11 protein-coding genes are annotated in these 13,406 nt (G+C 64.0%); 5 read left to right on the top strand and 6 right to left on the bottom strand.

The annotated features are described in order from the left end of the window. Positions 1–14: 14 nt before the first annotated feature. On the bottom strand, positions 15–941 hold the full coding sequence (locus AB1286_RS09665) for a GNAT family N-acetyltransferase (protein ID WP_430363071.1): 927 nt from the start codon (positions 939–941) through the stop codon (positions 15–17). 412 nt (positions 942–1,353) lie between these two features. Between AB1286_RS09665 and nagA the strand changes: the two genes are divergently transcribed. From nagA to nagE, 4 genes are all read left to right on the top strand, one after another. Next, the gene (gene nagA, locus AB1286_RS09660; RefSeq protein WP_430363070.1) at positions 1,354–2,457 is read left to right on the top strand and encodes an N-acetylglucosamine-6-phosphate deacetylase; all 1,104 of its coding nucleotides are present in this window, start codon (positions 1,354–1,356) and stop codon (positions 2,455–2,457) included. Further along, positions 2,441–3,457, top strand: a complete 1,017-nt coding sequence (locus AB1286_RS09655; RefSeq protein WP_430363069.1) for an SIS domain-containing protein — start codon at positions 2,441–2,443, stop codon at positions 3,455–3,457. Before nagA ends, AB1286_RS09655 begins: the two co-directional genes overlap by 17 nt. A gap of 13 nt (positions 3,458–3,470) precedes the next feature. Further along, positions 3,471–6,053 carry a phosphoenolpyruvate--protein phosphotransferase gene (ptsP, locus tag AB1286_RS09650; RefSeq protein ID WP_430363068.1) on the top strand — a complete coding sequence of 861 codons (2,583 nt, stop codon included), beginning with the start codon at positions 3,471–3,473 and terminating at the stop codon, positions 6,051–6,053. A 106-nt stretch (positions 6,054–6,159) separates the two neighbouring features. After that, positions 6,160–7,914: an N-acetylglucosamine-specific PTS transporter subunit IIBC gene (gene nagE / locus AB1286_RS09645; protein ID WP_430363067.1), complete on the top strand. Its 1,755-nt coding sequence runs from the start codon at positions 6,160–6,162 to the stop codon at positions 7,912–7,914. An 85-nt stretch (positions 7,915–7,999) separates the two neighbouring features. On the opposite strand, the gene cydX is transcribed toward nagE, so the two are convergent. The 5 genes from cydX to rpoH form a co-directional block, all read right to left on the bottom strand. After that, the gene (cydX, locus tag AB1286_RS09640) at positions 8,000–8,122 is read right to left on the bottom strand and encodes a cytochrome bd-I oxidase subunit CydX (RefSeq protein ID WP_430363066.1); all 123 of its coding nucleotides are present in this window, start codon (positions 8,120–8,122) and stop codon (positions 8,000–8,002) included. A 56-nt stretch (positions 8,123–8,178) separates the two neighbouring features. Then, positions 8,179–9,315, bottom strand: coding sequence for a cytochrome d ubiquinol oxidase subunit II (gene cydB, locus AB1286_RS09635; RefSeq protein ID WP_430363065.1), 1,137 nt, complete (start codon positions 9,313–9,315; stop codon positions 8,179–8,181). Positions 9,316–9,356: 41 nt separating this feature from the next. Then, on the bottom strand, positions 9,357–10,946 hold the full coding sequence (locus tag AB1286_RS09630; RefSeq protein ID WP_430363064.1) for a cytochrome ubiquinol oxidase subunit I: 1,590 nt from the start codon (positions 10,944–10,946) through the stop codon (positions 9,357–9,359). Beyond that, positions 10,936–11,220 carry a cytochrome oxidase putative small subunit CydP gene (gene cydP, locus AB1286_RS09625; protein WP_430363063.1) on the bottom strand — a complete coding sequence of 95 codons (285 nt, stop codon included), beginning with the start codon at positions 11,218–11,220 and terminating at the stop codon, positions 10,936–10,938. The genes AB1286_RS09630 and cydP overlap by 11 nt, the downstream gene beginning before the upstream one ends. 300 nt (positions 11,221–11,520) lie before the next feature. Next, entirely contained in the window at positions 11,521–12,453 is a 933-nt protein-coding gene (gene rpoH, locus AB1286_RS09620; RefSeq protein ID WP_430363062.1) for an RNA polymerase sigma factor RpoH, read from the bottom strand. Positions 12,454–12,797: 344 nt separating this feature from the next. Here rpoH and AB1286_RS09615 point away from each other — a divergent pair, with 344 nt between their 5' ends. Continuing rightward, entirely contained in the window at positions 12,798–13,394 is a 597-nt protein-coding gene (locus AB1286_RS09615; RefSeq protein WP_430363061.1) for an acyloxyacyl hydrolase, read from the top strand. Positions 13,395–13,406 lie beyond the last annotated feature (12 nt).

The raw sequence follows: 13,406 nt of genomic DNA, 5'->3' as shown, positions 1-13,406 counted from the left end.
TGCGCTGCGCCCCGCTAAAGCTTGCGTTCCCAGGTTTGCGCGACGAGATTGCGGCCGAAGCGCCGTTCCGGTTCCGTCGAGACGCAACTGAACCCCGCCCGCTCGAACACGCGGCGTCCGTCGTTCAACAGGCCGCACGTCGTCAAGGTCAGCGTCTCGTACCCGGCCCGCTGGGCGAACCCGATGCTCTGCCCCACGAGCAGCGTCCCGATACCTAAACCACGCGACTCCGGCTCCACATAGAGCAGCCGCATGCGCGCAGCATGGTCGGATAGGGCCGTCACGAAGGCGGCGCCGACGACGGTGTCCTGTTGCTCGGCGATCCAGCACATCGCCCGGCTGCGATCGCGCAGTCCAGAAAGCTCCGCCATTTCCTGGGCCGCGAATGCCTCGAAACCCAGATCGCAGCCGTATTCGGCACCGAACAGGAGCGATTGCCGATGGACGAGCCATCCGTAATCGCCAAGCCTCGGCGCGCGCAGCGAGAAGGCCGCGCGCCGCGGCATTCGGTCGAGCAGCCGTTCGATGATGCGCATGGCGGCGATCAACTGCTCCTGGCCGGCCGCCGAAAGTCGTTTCAAGACTCCGCAGACCTCATCGATAGCGGCGACTTCGAGCGGTGCATAGGCGGCGCGCCCCTCGGGCGTCAATTCGAGCAGCGATTGACGTGCGTCGGCTTCCGATTGGCGGCGCGTAATCAGTTGCCGGCGCTCGAAGCTCGTAAGCAAACGGCTCAAATAGCCGCTGTCCAGCCCCAGTACGCGCGCGAGTTCGGTTGCGGTGGAAACGGTACCGAGTGTCAGCTCGCGCAGTACCCGGACTTCCGTCAACGAAAACGGACTCTTCTGTAGAAACTCATGCAGCACGCCGATGTGCTGCGTGTAGAAGCGATTGAAATGGCGCACCGCTTCGGCGCGGTGCTGCAAAGTGGTTTCGATCAATGCGGACGTCACCGTATCGACTAGATTAGTCAGAACTATATGGGATCGTCGTCAACAAACAAGTTTTGCTCCGCAAACTGGGTGGTACCTAACCGGTCCTACTACCCGAACGGTACGCGTCGAGATCGTTGCGATGCGCCCTCGATTCGGTGAGATTGGTATGCTGTGCGGGTAAATCCCGATGCCGCTAAACGCCGCCCGCGGCAGAGCGATTTCGCGCAAAGTCCTTGCCGGACAAGGGATCGGCGTCTCTTGCTCGGTACTGATTGTTGAAATTGACTGGTACTAATCTGGTTATATAATGGGCTCCAATTTCATGGCCCTCCTCGAGCACGACCGCTGTGGGCGCGTGAGTCCGCAACGACAGTGCGCACGGCTCGCGCACTCGAGCTTTATTTGAGATAGCAATCCCATGCTGAACGGAAACATCCTTACGCCGGACGGTTGGATTCGCGGCACGCTGCATTTCGAGAACGGCAGGATCACGGCGCTCGAAGGCTCGAGTGTCGATCCGTCGACGAACGGCGAACCGTACATCCTGCCCGGCTTCATCGATTTGCACGTTCACGGCGGCGGTGGAGCCGACGTGATGGAGGCCGGTAACGCCATCGAAACGATCGCGCGTACCCACGCGCGTCATGGAACGACGAGCTTGCTCGCCACGACGATGACGGCGCCGCGCGACGAATTGCTCGCCGTCGTTTCAAACCTCGGAGACGTGACGCGCAATCGCACGCCGGGCGGCGCGCGCGTGCTCGGCGTGCACCTCGAGGGGCCTTATATCAATCCGGGCAAGCTCGGCGCGCAGCCCGACGCCGCCGTGTCCGCCGTGCTCGACGAGGTGCTGAAGTACCTCTCCGTCGCGCCGATCCGCGTCGTTACGCTCGCCCCTGAAATCTCGGGGCATATGGAGATCATCTCGGAGATGGTTGCGCGCGGCGTGCGCGTTCAGCTCGGCCATTCGCTCGCCACTTACGACGACGCGGTGGCCGCGATGAAGCACGGTGCATGCGGCTTTACGCATTTGTTCAATGCGATGTCGCCGATGCATCACCGCAACCCCGGGCTCGTCGGTGCGGCACTCGCGCATGCCGAGTTCGCCGAGATCATTCCCGATTTGTTGCACGTGCATCCCGGCGCGATTCGCGCGGCGATGCGCGCCATTCCGCGTCTTTATGTCGTGACCGACAGTACCTCGGCGACGGGGATGCCCGACGGCGAGTACCGCCTCGGCAGCCAGCACGTCACGAAGTGTCTGGGCGGCGTGCGCTTGGCCGACGGGACGCTCGCGGGCAGCACGCTCACGATGGACGATGCGCTACGCAATCTCGTCTCGCTCGGGCTGCCGCTCGCCGATGTCTCGAACCGCATGTCGCGCTATGCCGCCGACTATCTGAGCATCGAAGATCGGGGCCGTCTCGCGCGCGGCGCATGGGCCGACGCTGTCGTGTTCGAACGCGACCTAACGCTGGCCGCGACCTACGTCGAAGGGGAACAGATTGTCGAATATGCTTAAAGAGGCGCTTGCCGCGAGCGCCGTCGTGTCGGCCCAATGCGCCGACAGCGCTCGCGTCGAGCAACTGGCCGAGCAACTGGCGAGCGCGCCGCGTCACGTCGCGCTGACGATCGCACGCGGCAGTTCCGATCATGCCGCGAGCTATTTCGCGAGCCTCGCGATGAGCCGTATCGGCTTGCCCGTGGCCTCGCTGCCGATGTCGATCGCGACGCTGCAAGCGGCACCGCTGCGCGTGGCGGGCGAGCTCGCGATCGCGTTTTCGCAATCGGGCCGCAGCCCCGATCTCGTCGGCACGATGAAAGTGCTGCGCGAGGCCGGCGCGCTGACCGTAAGCGTGGTGAACGCACCCGAATCGCCGCTTGCCGACACCTGCGAATGGCAACTGCCGCTGCTCGCCGGACCGGAGCGCTCGGTGGCCGCGACGAAAAGCTATATCGCGATGCTGTCGATTTCGGCGCAGCTCGTGGCGTACTGGCAGCGCGATTCGATGCTGCTCGACGCATTGCGCGCGCTGCCCGATACGCTGCGCGATGCGGCCGCGCTCGATTGGTCGCCGGCTGTCGACGCGCTGCGCGGCGTCGAACGGATGATCGTGATCGGCCGCGGCCTGGGCCTCGCGATCGCGCAGGAAGCGGCGCTCAAGTTAAAGGAGACCTCGGGCATTCAAGCCGAAGCGTTCTCGAGCGCCGAAGTGCGTCACGGCCCGATGGAGCTGATCGACCGCGACTATCCGCTGCTCGTCTTCGCCCCGCGCGGCCCCGAACAAGCGGGCTTGATCCGGCTCGCCGCCGACATGCGCGCGCGCGGTGCGCGCGTGCTGCTTGCCGCGCCGAGCGATGTCGCCGACGCGCAGTTGCCGCTCGCCACGAGTCACCACGTGTCGCTCGACCCGATCGCGGCAATCCAAACCTTCTATGTGATGGCGGCGGAACTCGCCGCGGCGCGCGGGCGCGATCCCGATGCCCCGCGCCATTTGAACAAGATCACCGAAACCCACTGAGCGAGAGATGCGGATGGAACGTGCTGAGGAGTCCCGATTAATGAATCAATCCCCGGACAAAGTGGTTTTGCTCGCACCGCTGACGGGGCCGGTCGTTGCACTCGCCGACGTGCCCGACCCCGTGTTCGCCGGCGGCATGTTCGGTGACGGCATCGCGATCGATCCGCTCGAAGGGCGCCTGCTCGCGCCTTGCGCGGGCGTGATCACGCATTTGGCTCGTACCGGGCACGCCGTCACGCTGCAAACGCCCGAGGGCGCGGAGATCTTGTTGCACATCGGCATCGACACGGTCGAGCTGGGCGGACAAGGTTTCGTCGCGCACGTGGCCCAAGGCGATCACGTTAAAGCCGGCGACTTGCTGATCGAATTCGACCAAGACGCGGTCGGGACGAAAGCCCCAAGTCTCGTCTCGGTGATCGCGATTGCGAACTCGGATGCATTCGACGTCGTCGAGCGTGCCTCGGGCCGTGCAACGGCGGGCGCGACGATGCTACTCGCCCTGCGCGCGAAAGGCGGCACCGCGGCCGCCGCCGCTACGCCGCCGAGCGAAGTGAAGGTGCAAGCGAACCGCACGATCAAGCTGGTTCAGGCCGGCGGGCTGCATGCACGCCCGGCCGCGCGTGCGCGAGAAGCCGTGCGCGGGCTGCAAGCGCGCGTCGAGGTGCACCATGACGGGCGCCAGGCGAACGTCGAGAGCGTAGTGGGCTTGCTCGGACTGGGCGCGGGCGAGGGCGCGAGCGTCGAGGTGATCGGCACGGGCCGCGATGCGGCGCAGGCGGTCGATGCCGTGGCGCGCGAGCTGCTGCGCGAGGTGCATGGCGAGTTCGAGGAAACGCCGGCTCGCATGAAGTCGCCGGCCCCGGGGGCTGCGTTGCGTCCGGCGGGCGTGCCGCTCGATCCGAATACGCTTGCGGGCGTGTGCGCCGCACCCGGCATCGCGGTGGGCAAGCTCGTGCGTTGGGACGACTCCGAGTTTGCCCCGCCCGAATTGGCGGCGGGTACGCCGGCGGCGGAGAGCCGCTTGCTCGATCGTGCGCTCGCGACCGTGGACGCCGAGCTGAATACGACGGTGCGCGATGCGTCCGCGCGCGGCGCCGTCGGCGAAGCCGGAATCTTTGCCGTCCATCGCGTGTTGCTCGAGGATCCGACGCTCATCGATGCTGCGCGCGACCTGATCAGCCTCGGCAAGAGCGCCGGTTTTGCCTGGCGTGAGGCGATTCGCGCGCAGATCGCGGTGTTGGCGCAGGTCGAGGACATGTTGCTCGCCGAGCGAGCCGCCGATCTGCGCGATATCGAAAAGCGCGTGCTGCGCGCGCTCGGCTACACGAATCCCGCCGCCCGCGCGCTGCCGGACGAAGCGGTGCTGGCCGCGACCGAATTCACGCCTTCCGATCTGTCCTCGCTCGACCGCGCGCGCGTCATGGCGCTCGTGATGGCCGCGGGCGGCGCGACCTCGCACGCCGCGATCATCGCCCGGCAACTCGGCATTCCCGCGCTGGTCGCCGTAGGCGATGCCTTGCATGCGATTCCCGACGGCACCCAGGTCGTTGTCGACGCCAGCGCCGGCCGGCTCGAATACGCGCCGACCGAACTCGACGTCGAACGCGCGCGGCTTGAGCGCCAGCGCCTGGCCGGCGTGCGCGAGGCAAACCGCCGTACCTCGGGCCAAGCGGCGGCAACGCGCGACGGCCGCTCGATCGAAGTCGCCGCGAATATCGCGACGATCGAGGATGCGCGCACGGCAGTCGATAACGGGGCCGATTGCGTGGGCTTGTTGCGCACGGAGCTGCTTTTCATTCATCGCGAATCGGCGCCCAATGTCGAAGAGCATCGGCAAAGTTACCAAGCGATCGTCGATGCGTTGGGTGGGCGCACGGCCATTATCCGAACGCTCGACGTCGGCGCCGATAAAGAGGTGCCGTATTTGACGCTGCCGCCGGAAACCAACCCGGCGCTCGGGTTGCGCGGCATCCGGCTGGCGCAAGTGCGGCCCGATTTGCTCGACGACCAGTTGCGCGGCCTTATCGCGGTGCAGCCGCACGGCAGCGTGCGCATCTTGCTGCCGATGGTGACCGATGCGGGCGAACTCGTGCGCATCCGCAAACGGATCGACGATCTCGCCCGCGCGCTCGGGCGCACGGATCCCGTCGAAGTGGGCGTGATGATCGAGGTACCGTCGGCCGCATTGCTGGCCGACCAGCTCGCACGCCATGCCGATTTCCTGTCGATCGGCACGAACGACCTCACGCAATACACGCTGGCGATGGACCGCTGCCAGGCCGATCTCGCGGCGCAAGCGGACGGCTTGCACCCGGCCGTGCTGCGCTTGATCGACCACACCACGCAAGGCGCCGCCAAGCACGGAAAATGGGTGGGCGTGTGCGGCGCGCTCGCGGGCGATCCGCTGGCCGTGCCGTTGCTCGTGGGCCTCGGCGTCACCGAGCTGTCGGTGGACCCCGTCGCGGTGCCGGGTATCAAGGCACGCGTGCGTACCCTGGATTATCAACTGTGCCGGCAGCGCGCGAGCGATTTGCTCGCGCTGGATTCGGCGCAGGCGGTAAGAGCAGCAAGCCGCGAAATTTGGCCGCTCGACTAGTCGGAAAATCCTAACTATTAGGAATCCTAACTAATTAGCGGCCGAAATCGCATTGAGACGATAGACTAAAAGTAGCAACGACGAGACAGACCAACCGGAGGATTCAATGGATGCGAACCCATTTCTAAAGGTACAGCGCTTAGGGCGAGCGCTGATGCTGCCGATCGCGGTATTGCCCGTTGCGGGCATTTTGCTGCGGCTCGGGCAGGCCGACGTTTTGAATATCAAGCTGATCGCCGACGCGGGCGGCACGATTTTCGACAATTTGCCGCTGCTCTTCGCCATCGGCGTCGCGGTGGGTTTCGCAAAAGAGAACAACGGCGTGGCGGCGCTTGCGGGCGCGATCGGCTATCTGGTCGAAATCGCCGTCATGAAGGACATCAACGACAAGCTGAACATGGGGGTGCTCTCGGGCATCATCGCGGGTGTCGTGGCCGGGCTGCTCTATAACCGGTACAAGGACATCAAGCTACCCGATTACCTGGCCTTCTTCGGCGGCAAGCGATTCGTGCCGATCGTCACCGGGCTTGCCTGCGTGGTGCTGGGCCTCGTCTTCGGCTACGTCTGGCAGCCCGTGCAATTGGCGATCGATGCGACGGGCCACTGGCTGACGACGGCGGGCGCCATCGGCGTGTTCGTCTACGGTACGCTGAACCGGTTGCTGCTCGTCACGGGTCTGCATCACATCATCAATTCGCTCGCATGGTTCGTGTTCGGCACGTTCACGCCCCCGGGCGGCGGCGCGGCGGTGACGGGCGACCTGCACCGGTTCTTCGCGGGCGACCCCACCGCGGGCGGCTTCATGACGGGCTTCTTCCCGATCATGATGTTCGGCTTGCCGGCCGCGTGCTTGGCCATGTTCCATGAAGCGCCGAAGGAACGCCGCGCGCTGGTAGGCGGGCTGCTGCTGTCGATGGTGCTCACCTCGTTCCTGACGGGCGTGACCGAGCCGGTCGAGTACACGTTTATGTTCCTCGCCCCGGTGCTCTACGTGATCCACGCCGTGCTGACGGGCTTGTCGCTGGCGATTTGCCAAGCGCTCGGCATTCACCTCGGCTTCACGTTCTCGGCCGGTGCGATCGACTACGTGCTGAACTACGGCCTGTCGACGAAGGGCTGGCTCGCGATTCCGATCGGCCTCGCCTATGGCGTCGTGTACTACGGCTTGTTCCGCTTCTTCATCCGCAAGTTCAACATGGCTACGCCGGGCCGCGAAAGCGCCACGACCGAAGCGCAAGTCGAATCGTTCGCAGCGGGCGGCTACGTCGCGCCGGCCGCGGGCGCGGCAGCCTCGCGTGCCGATCGCTATATCGCCGCGCTCGGCGGCGCGCAGAACCTGACGCTGGTCGATGCCTGCACGACGCGCCTGCGTTTGTCGGTTGTCGATGCGGAGAAGATTTCCGAACCCGCGCTGAAGGCAGCCGGTGCTCGCGGCGTGCTCAAGCGCGACGCGCGCAACGTGCAAGTGGTGATCGGGCCCGAGGCCGATATGATTGCCGATGAAATGCGTGCCGTCATCGCGGGCGGCGCCGCCGCCGCGGCATCGGCAGCGTCGGCCCCCGCGGCCGCAAAGGTGGCCGACGGCCAAGCCGGCCCGCTCGATCCGGACCCGATGCGTTGGCTCGCCGTGTTCGGCGGTGCGACGAACGTCGTGGCGCTCGATCCGGTGGCAGCCACCCGGTTGCGCGTGGTCGTACGCGATCCGGCCGCCGTCGATCGTCAGAGGCTTGCCGCGCTCGACGTGGCTTGGGTGTCGGCCGATACGTTTCACATCGTTTGCGGTCCGGCTGCGCAACGTTACGCGCAGCAACTGGCCACGCGGTTGCCGGCTTCGGGCGGCCCCTCGCCGCAGCCGGTTTAAGCGCAGGAACCGGCGCTTCGTTCGCGACGCGCCGGTCCAAGCGTCATACCCACGAAGACGGCGCCTAGGCGCCGTTTTTTTGCGGCTACGCGCGTGAGCGCTTGGCTTGCACGGTAGCCTTTTCGGTTCTCGATTCGAGCCACATGGCGTTGATGATGCCGAACCCCAGAGCAACGCCGATGCCGAGAATCCAACTGAAATACCACATGATTTGCTCTCCTAACTGACTGGGTTTGAAATCTTTCGGATCCGATCGATTCGCACTCAATACATCGAGTGCCGATTTTCTTCGAGTGCCGTTTGCGTTACCTTGCCGCGCATGACGCGATACACCCACGAGGTATAGGCGAGCACGATCGGCAAGAACACGACCACGGCCGCAAGCATGATTTGCAGCGTTAGCCGGCTCGAGGTCGAATCCCAGAGCGTCAAGCTGCTCTTCGGGTCGAAAGAGGAGGGCATGATGAACGGGAACATCGAGAAGCCCGCCGTGAGAATGATCCCGGTGATCATGAGGCCGGTCGCGATGAATGCCGTTTTCTCGAAGCGAGAGCGTGCGAGCGCGAAAGCGGCGAGCCCGGCGGCGAACGCGAGTGCGGGCGCAGTCATCATCCACGGAAAGCGGCCGTAGTTCGCGAGCCATAGCCCGTTACCCCGATCGACCGTCTTGAGCAGCGGATTGGCGATCGCGTCGAGCGGGGGCGCGCTTTCGATTCGATAGCCCGCGATCGACGTGGCGATCAAGGCGCCCGCGAGTGCGAACGTGACTAAGGCGACGCAACTCGACGCGCGCAGCGCGAGCGAGGCGCGTGCCGCCACGGCGCCGTCGGTTTTCATTTTGACGAAGGCGGCCCCGTGCGCGATTAGCATCGACAAGCTCACGAACCCGGTCAGCAGCGCGAACGGATTGAGCAGCGCAAAGAATGACCCGTGATACGTTGAGCGCATCTCGTTGTCGAACGCGAACGGCGCGCCTTGCAACAGGTTGCCGAACGCGACCCCGAACACGAGCGCCGGCACGAAGCCTCCCGCGAACAGCGCCCAATCCCAGGCCGAGCGCCAGCGCGGATCGGCGCGCTTGCTGCGGTAGTCGAAGCCGACCGGGCGGAAGAACAGCGCGAACAGCACGAGCAGCATCGCGAAGTAAAAGCCCGAGAACGAGGCGGCATAAACAAGCGGCCAGCTTGCAAACATCGCGCCGCCGGCTGTGATGAGCCAGACTTGATTGCCTTCCCAGGTCGCGCCGACGGTATTGACGACGATACGCCGCTCGTCGTCGGTCTTGCCGACGAACGGCAGCACGATGGCCGTGCCCATATCGAAGCCGTCGGTCAGCGCGAAACCGATCAACAGCGTGCCGATGAGCGCCCACCAAATCACCTTGAGCGTTGCGTAGTCCATGATGGTCCTTTGATCGATTCAGGTCGATACAAGCATGTGGGTCAAGCGGGCGTGTCGCTCGCGACCGTCGAAGCGGCACGCGGCTCCGCCGCATAACGGCCGGTATGCAGCGAGGCGGGGCCGAGGCGCGCGTACTTGAACATCAACGTGATCTCGATGACGAATAGCGCCGTGTAAAAGAGCGCGAAGCCGGCGAGACTCAGGTAGACGTCGGTCGCGGTGAGGCTAGATACCGAGAGATTGGTCGGCAAGATGCCGGCGATCGTCCACGGCTGACGGCCCACCTCGGCCACGACCCAGCCGAATTCGGCCGCAAGCCAGGGCAGCGGAATCGCCCAAACGGCCCATCGCAGGAACCAGCGGCGGCGTTCGTCGAGCACGCCCTTGCGTGCGCAAAGCCAGAACGCGTAGACGAACGTCGCAAGGAACAAGATGCCGAGACCGACCATCAATCGGAACGAGAAAAAGATCGGTGCGACCGGCGGAATCGTGCTTTGCGCCGCATCGTGGATCTGTGCGGGCGTTGCATCGATTACGCGCGGCGTGATCGGCTTGAGCAGCAGGCCGTACCCCAGATCGGCCTTATGCGCATCGAACGCGGAACGCGCCGAGGCGGACGTGTCGCCTTGCCTGAGTTGCTGCAAAGCGGCGTACGCCAGCATGCCGTTTTTGACGCGCGCCTCAGCCGAGGCCGCAAGATCCTTCAAGCCGACGACGGGCTCGTCGATCGAGCGCGTGGCGATCAAGCCGAGCGCGTAAGGCACGCGAAGGGCGTAATCGGTACGTTGCTCGGATTGATTAGGAATCCCGAATATCGTGAATGCGGCAGGCGGCGTTGCCGTTTCCCATTCTGCTTCGATCGCGGCGAGCTTCACCTTTTGGACTTCGCCCGTGTTGTAGCCCGACTCGTCGCCGAGCACGATGACGCATAGCGTCGAGGCGAGCCCGAAGCCGGCGGCGATCGTAAAGGAGCGCAGCGCGAATTCGACGTCGCGGCGCTTGAGCAGATACCACGCGGAGATGCCGAGTACGAACATCGACGCGGTCACATAGCCGGCCGACACCGTGTGCACGAACTTGACTTGCGCGATCGGATTGAAGATGACGGCAAACAGGCTCGTGAGCTCCATGCGCATCGTCTCGTAGTTGAACGCCGCGCCCACCGGATTGTTCATCCATCCGTTCGCGACGAGGATCCATAGCGCGGAGAGATTCGAGCCGAGGGCGACGAGAAACGTCACGCTCAGATGCTGCACTTTCGAGAGCCGATTCCAGCCGAAGAAGAATAGGCCGACGAAGGTCGACTCCAAGAAAAATGCCATGAGGCCTTCGACGGCGAGCGGCACGCCGAAGATATCGCCGACGTAGTGCGAGTAATAGGCCCAATTGGTGCCGAACTGAAATTCGAGCGTGATGCCCGTCGTGACACCCATTGCGAAATTGATGCCGAAGAGCTTGCCCCAAAATTGGGTCATGTCTTTATAGACGGTCTTATTCGTCATGACATAGACGGCTTCCATGATGACGAGCAGCCAGGAAAGCCCGAGCGTCAGCGGGACGAATAAGAAGTGATACAGCGCGGTAACTCCGAATTGGAGGCGGGATAGATCGACAACTTCACTACTGAGCATGGCCGACTCCTTGTGGCACGCGAGAGGCAGGAGAGGAAAGCAGTGCCTGAGCGACTGCGGCGGGGGGCATGGACATATCCGCAGCGCGAGGGTGATCGAAGAATGCGAGCTTGAGTCCCATCAAGAGCAGGAGCTTGAGCGTCAGCACGAGGGTGATGTCGCGCGCGAAGGTAGGGCGGCGCGTGAAGCGCGCGAAGGCTGCGCGAAGCGGCGCTCGCAAGGCATCGGACTGGGTGCCGGCTTCGACACCGGGTGTTGCGCGCGTGGATCGCATGGTCTCGTATCCCGTATTCGCAGAACCCGGGTCGCGGCGCTCGACTCGGTGACGAGGGGCTGCGGACGCGCGAGTTCTATGCGTTACGGTTGATCGTAGAGCCGGGTCGGGCGGCCGGTATTGACCTGCGACAATGGTGCGGCGCTAGAGCGCAGGGTGATGTGGCGCTAAATTTGTGCCGCGTGAGGAGGGGGGAAACTTCGCGTGACGGATAAAAAAATCCCGCCGCACAGGGTGCGGCGGGATCGATCGGCAATGGGGCGATACGCCGGGAAACGGCGTGCCGCCTAGGTGAATCGCTTAGGCGTATGCGGCCAAGGCAGTGCGCATCTTCTTCATGGCGCTGGCTTCGATCTGACGAATGCGCTCGGCGGAGACGCCGAATTCGTCGGCCAATTCGTGCAGCGTCGAGCCGCCCGAACCGTCATCCGCGACATTCAGCCACCGCGCTTCGATAATGCGCCGGCTGCGTGCGTCGAGCGAGTCGAGCGCTTGCGCGATCCCATCCGTTTGCAGGCGGTCGTTTTGACGCGCGGAGAGCACGGCCGTAGGTTCGCTATGCGAATCCGCCAGATAGGCGATCGGCGCGAACGATTCCTCGCCATCCTCGATCTGCCCTTCCAGCGCGATGTCGCCGCCCGATAGGCGCGTTTCCATCTCCGAAACTTCTTCCCGCTTGACGTTCAACTCCTTCGCCAAACCGTCGATTTCGTCGGGCGTGAACGCCTGCAACCCTTGTTTATGGCTGCGCAGATTGAAGAACAGCTTGCGCTGCGCCTTCGTCGTCGCGACCTTCACCATGCGCCAATTGCGCAAGATGTATTCGTGAATCTCGGCCTTGATCCAGTGGATCGCGTACGACACCAGGCGCACGTTTTGCTCCGGATCGAAACGCTTCACGGCCTTCATCAGACCGATGTTGCCTTCCTGAATCAGATCGGCGTGCGGCAGCCCGTAGCCCAAATAGTTGCGGGCGATCGACACGACGAGGCGCAGGTGCGAAAGCACCAGGCGGCGTGCGGAGTCGAGGCTGGCCTGCTCGCGGTAATCGGTGGCGAGTTCGCGTTCTTCCTCGGCGCTCAGCATCGGGATGCGGTTGACGGCCTGGATGTAGGCGTCGATGTTGCCGAGCTGCCCGGGCAGCATCGACGGCGCGAGCGTCATTGCACCTGCCGAAGCGGCCTTAGCGGTCGCCGGGCGCACGATATTCGGAAGGGTCATAGCGTTGCTCACGTAAGAAACTCCTTGTGAAACAGAGAACTGCTCAGTCACGAAGACAAACTCCACGGAGGATATTAGCACTCCCTTTTGCAGAGTGCTAAGCATTCGAGTCCGCTCTCGCGGCGAAGTTCCGTGACGCCTATCGAAATTGCGTTCCGATAGGGATTATTTTACGCCGTTCGCCGTTTCGTCGCTCGTCGCACATGCAGCGCACGTGCCGGAGCCGGCGGCGAGCCCTGAATACTATGTTGTGTGAAATGACGTCGTCGCGAAGGCTTCGCCCACAGTAAGATCATTCGACCCCCTGCGCCGTACAGGGATCAGTCGACATGTCTCCCATTCGTTGGAGTATCGAGATGAACAAGAAGAACGAATTGATACGCATCAAAGGCAAGGCAATGGGATGCGCGGCCTTCGCGACGCTTCTCGCCGCGGCGTCGGCGCACGCGCAAGCCTCTACCGCGCAGGCGTCGGAGCACCGGTTCGGCGCCCAGCTCGGCGTCGGTACCTCTTTGGAACACAGCGTCCGGGAGGCCGATCTCGGTTTCGTCTGGGACCCGGGCCTGAACTGGTGGGACACCGGCGGCTGGCACTTCGGCCTGACGGGCGAAGCCCATCTAAGCTACTGGCATACGAACGAAGGTGCTTCCCGCAACGACGTCTATGCGCTCGGTCTCCAGCCGATGGTGCGGTTCATCAAGAATCAAGGGGGCATCCGTCCGTACATCGAGGCTGGCGTGGGCGTGCGCCTGCTTTCGCATCCGACGATCAGCGACGAGTACACGGTGTCGACGGCCTTCCAGTTCACGGAGGTGGTGGGCGTCGGCGCACAATTTGGCGCGCATCAGCAGTATCAGGCGGGTTTGCGCTACCAGCACGTCTCCAATGCCGGTATCAAAGAGCCGAATCCTGGTATAAATTTCACCCAGCTATACCTGCAATACAACTTCTGACGGCGGCGCATT

It is taken from the genome of Trinickia sp. NRRL B-1857 (assembly GCF_050470685.1).
Taxonomy (GTDB): Bacteria; Pseudomonadota; Gammaproteobacteria; order Burkholderiales; family Burkholderiaceae; genus Trinickia.
Note: the sequence above shows the minus strand (reverse complement) of the source record. Positions and strands in the feature narration are given on the sequence as shown.

Coding starts and splice junctions, on each gene's coding strand:
- AB1286_RS09630 (WP_430363064.1), bottom strand. CDS start 10,946: ATGCTCAGTAGTGAAGTTGTCGATCTATCCCGCCTCCAATTCGGAGTT.
- nagA (WP_430363070.1), top strand. CDS start 1,354: ATGCTGAACGGAAACATCCTTACGCCGGACGGTTGGATTCGCGGCACG.
- ptsP (WP_430363068.1), top strand. CDS start 3,471: ATGGAACGTGCTGAGGAGTCCCGATTAATGAATCAATCCCCGGACAAA.
- nagE (WP_430363067.1), top strand. CDS start 6,160: ATGGATGCGAACCCATTTCTAAAGGTACAGCGCTTAGGGCGAGCGCTG.
- cydP (WP_430363063.1), bottom strand. CDS start 11,220: ATGCGATCCACGCGCGCAACACCCGGTGTCGAAGCCGGCACCCAGTCC.
- AB1286_RS09615 (WP_430363061.1), top strand. CDS start 12,798: ATGAACAAGAAGAACGAATTGATACGCATCAAAGGCAAGGCAATGGGA.
- cydX (WP_430363066.1), bottom strand. CDS start 8,122: ATGTGGTATTTCAGTTGGATTCTCGGCATCGGCGTTGCTCTGGGGTTC.
- cydB (WP_430363065.1), bottom strand. CDS start 9,315: ATGGACTACGCAACGCTCAAGGTGATTTGGTGGGCGCTCATCGGCACG.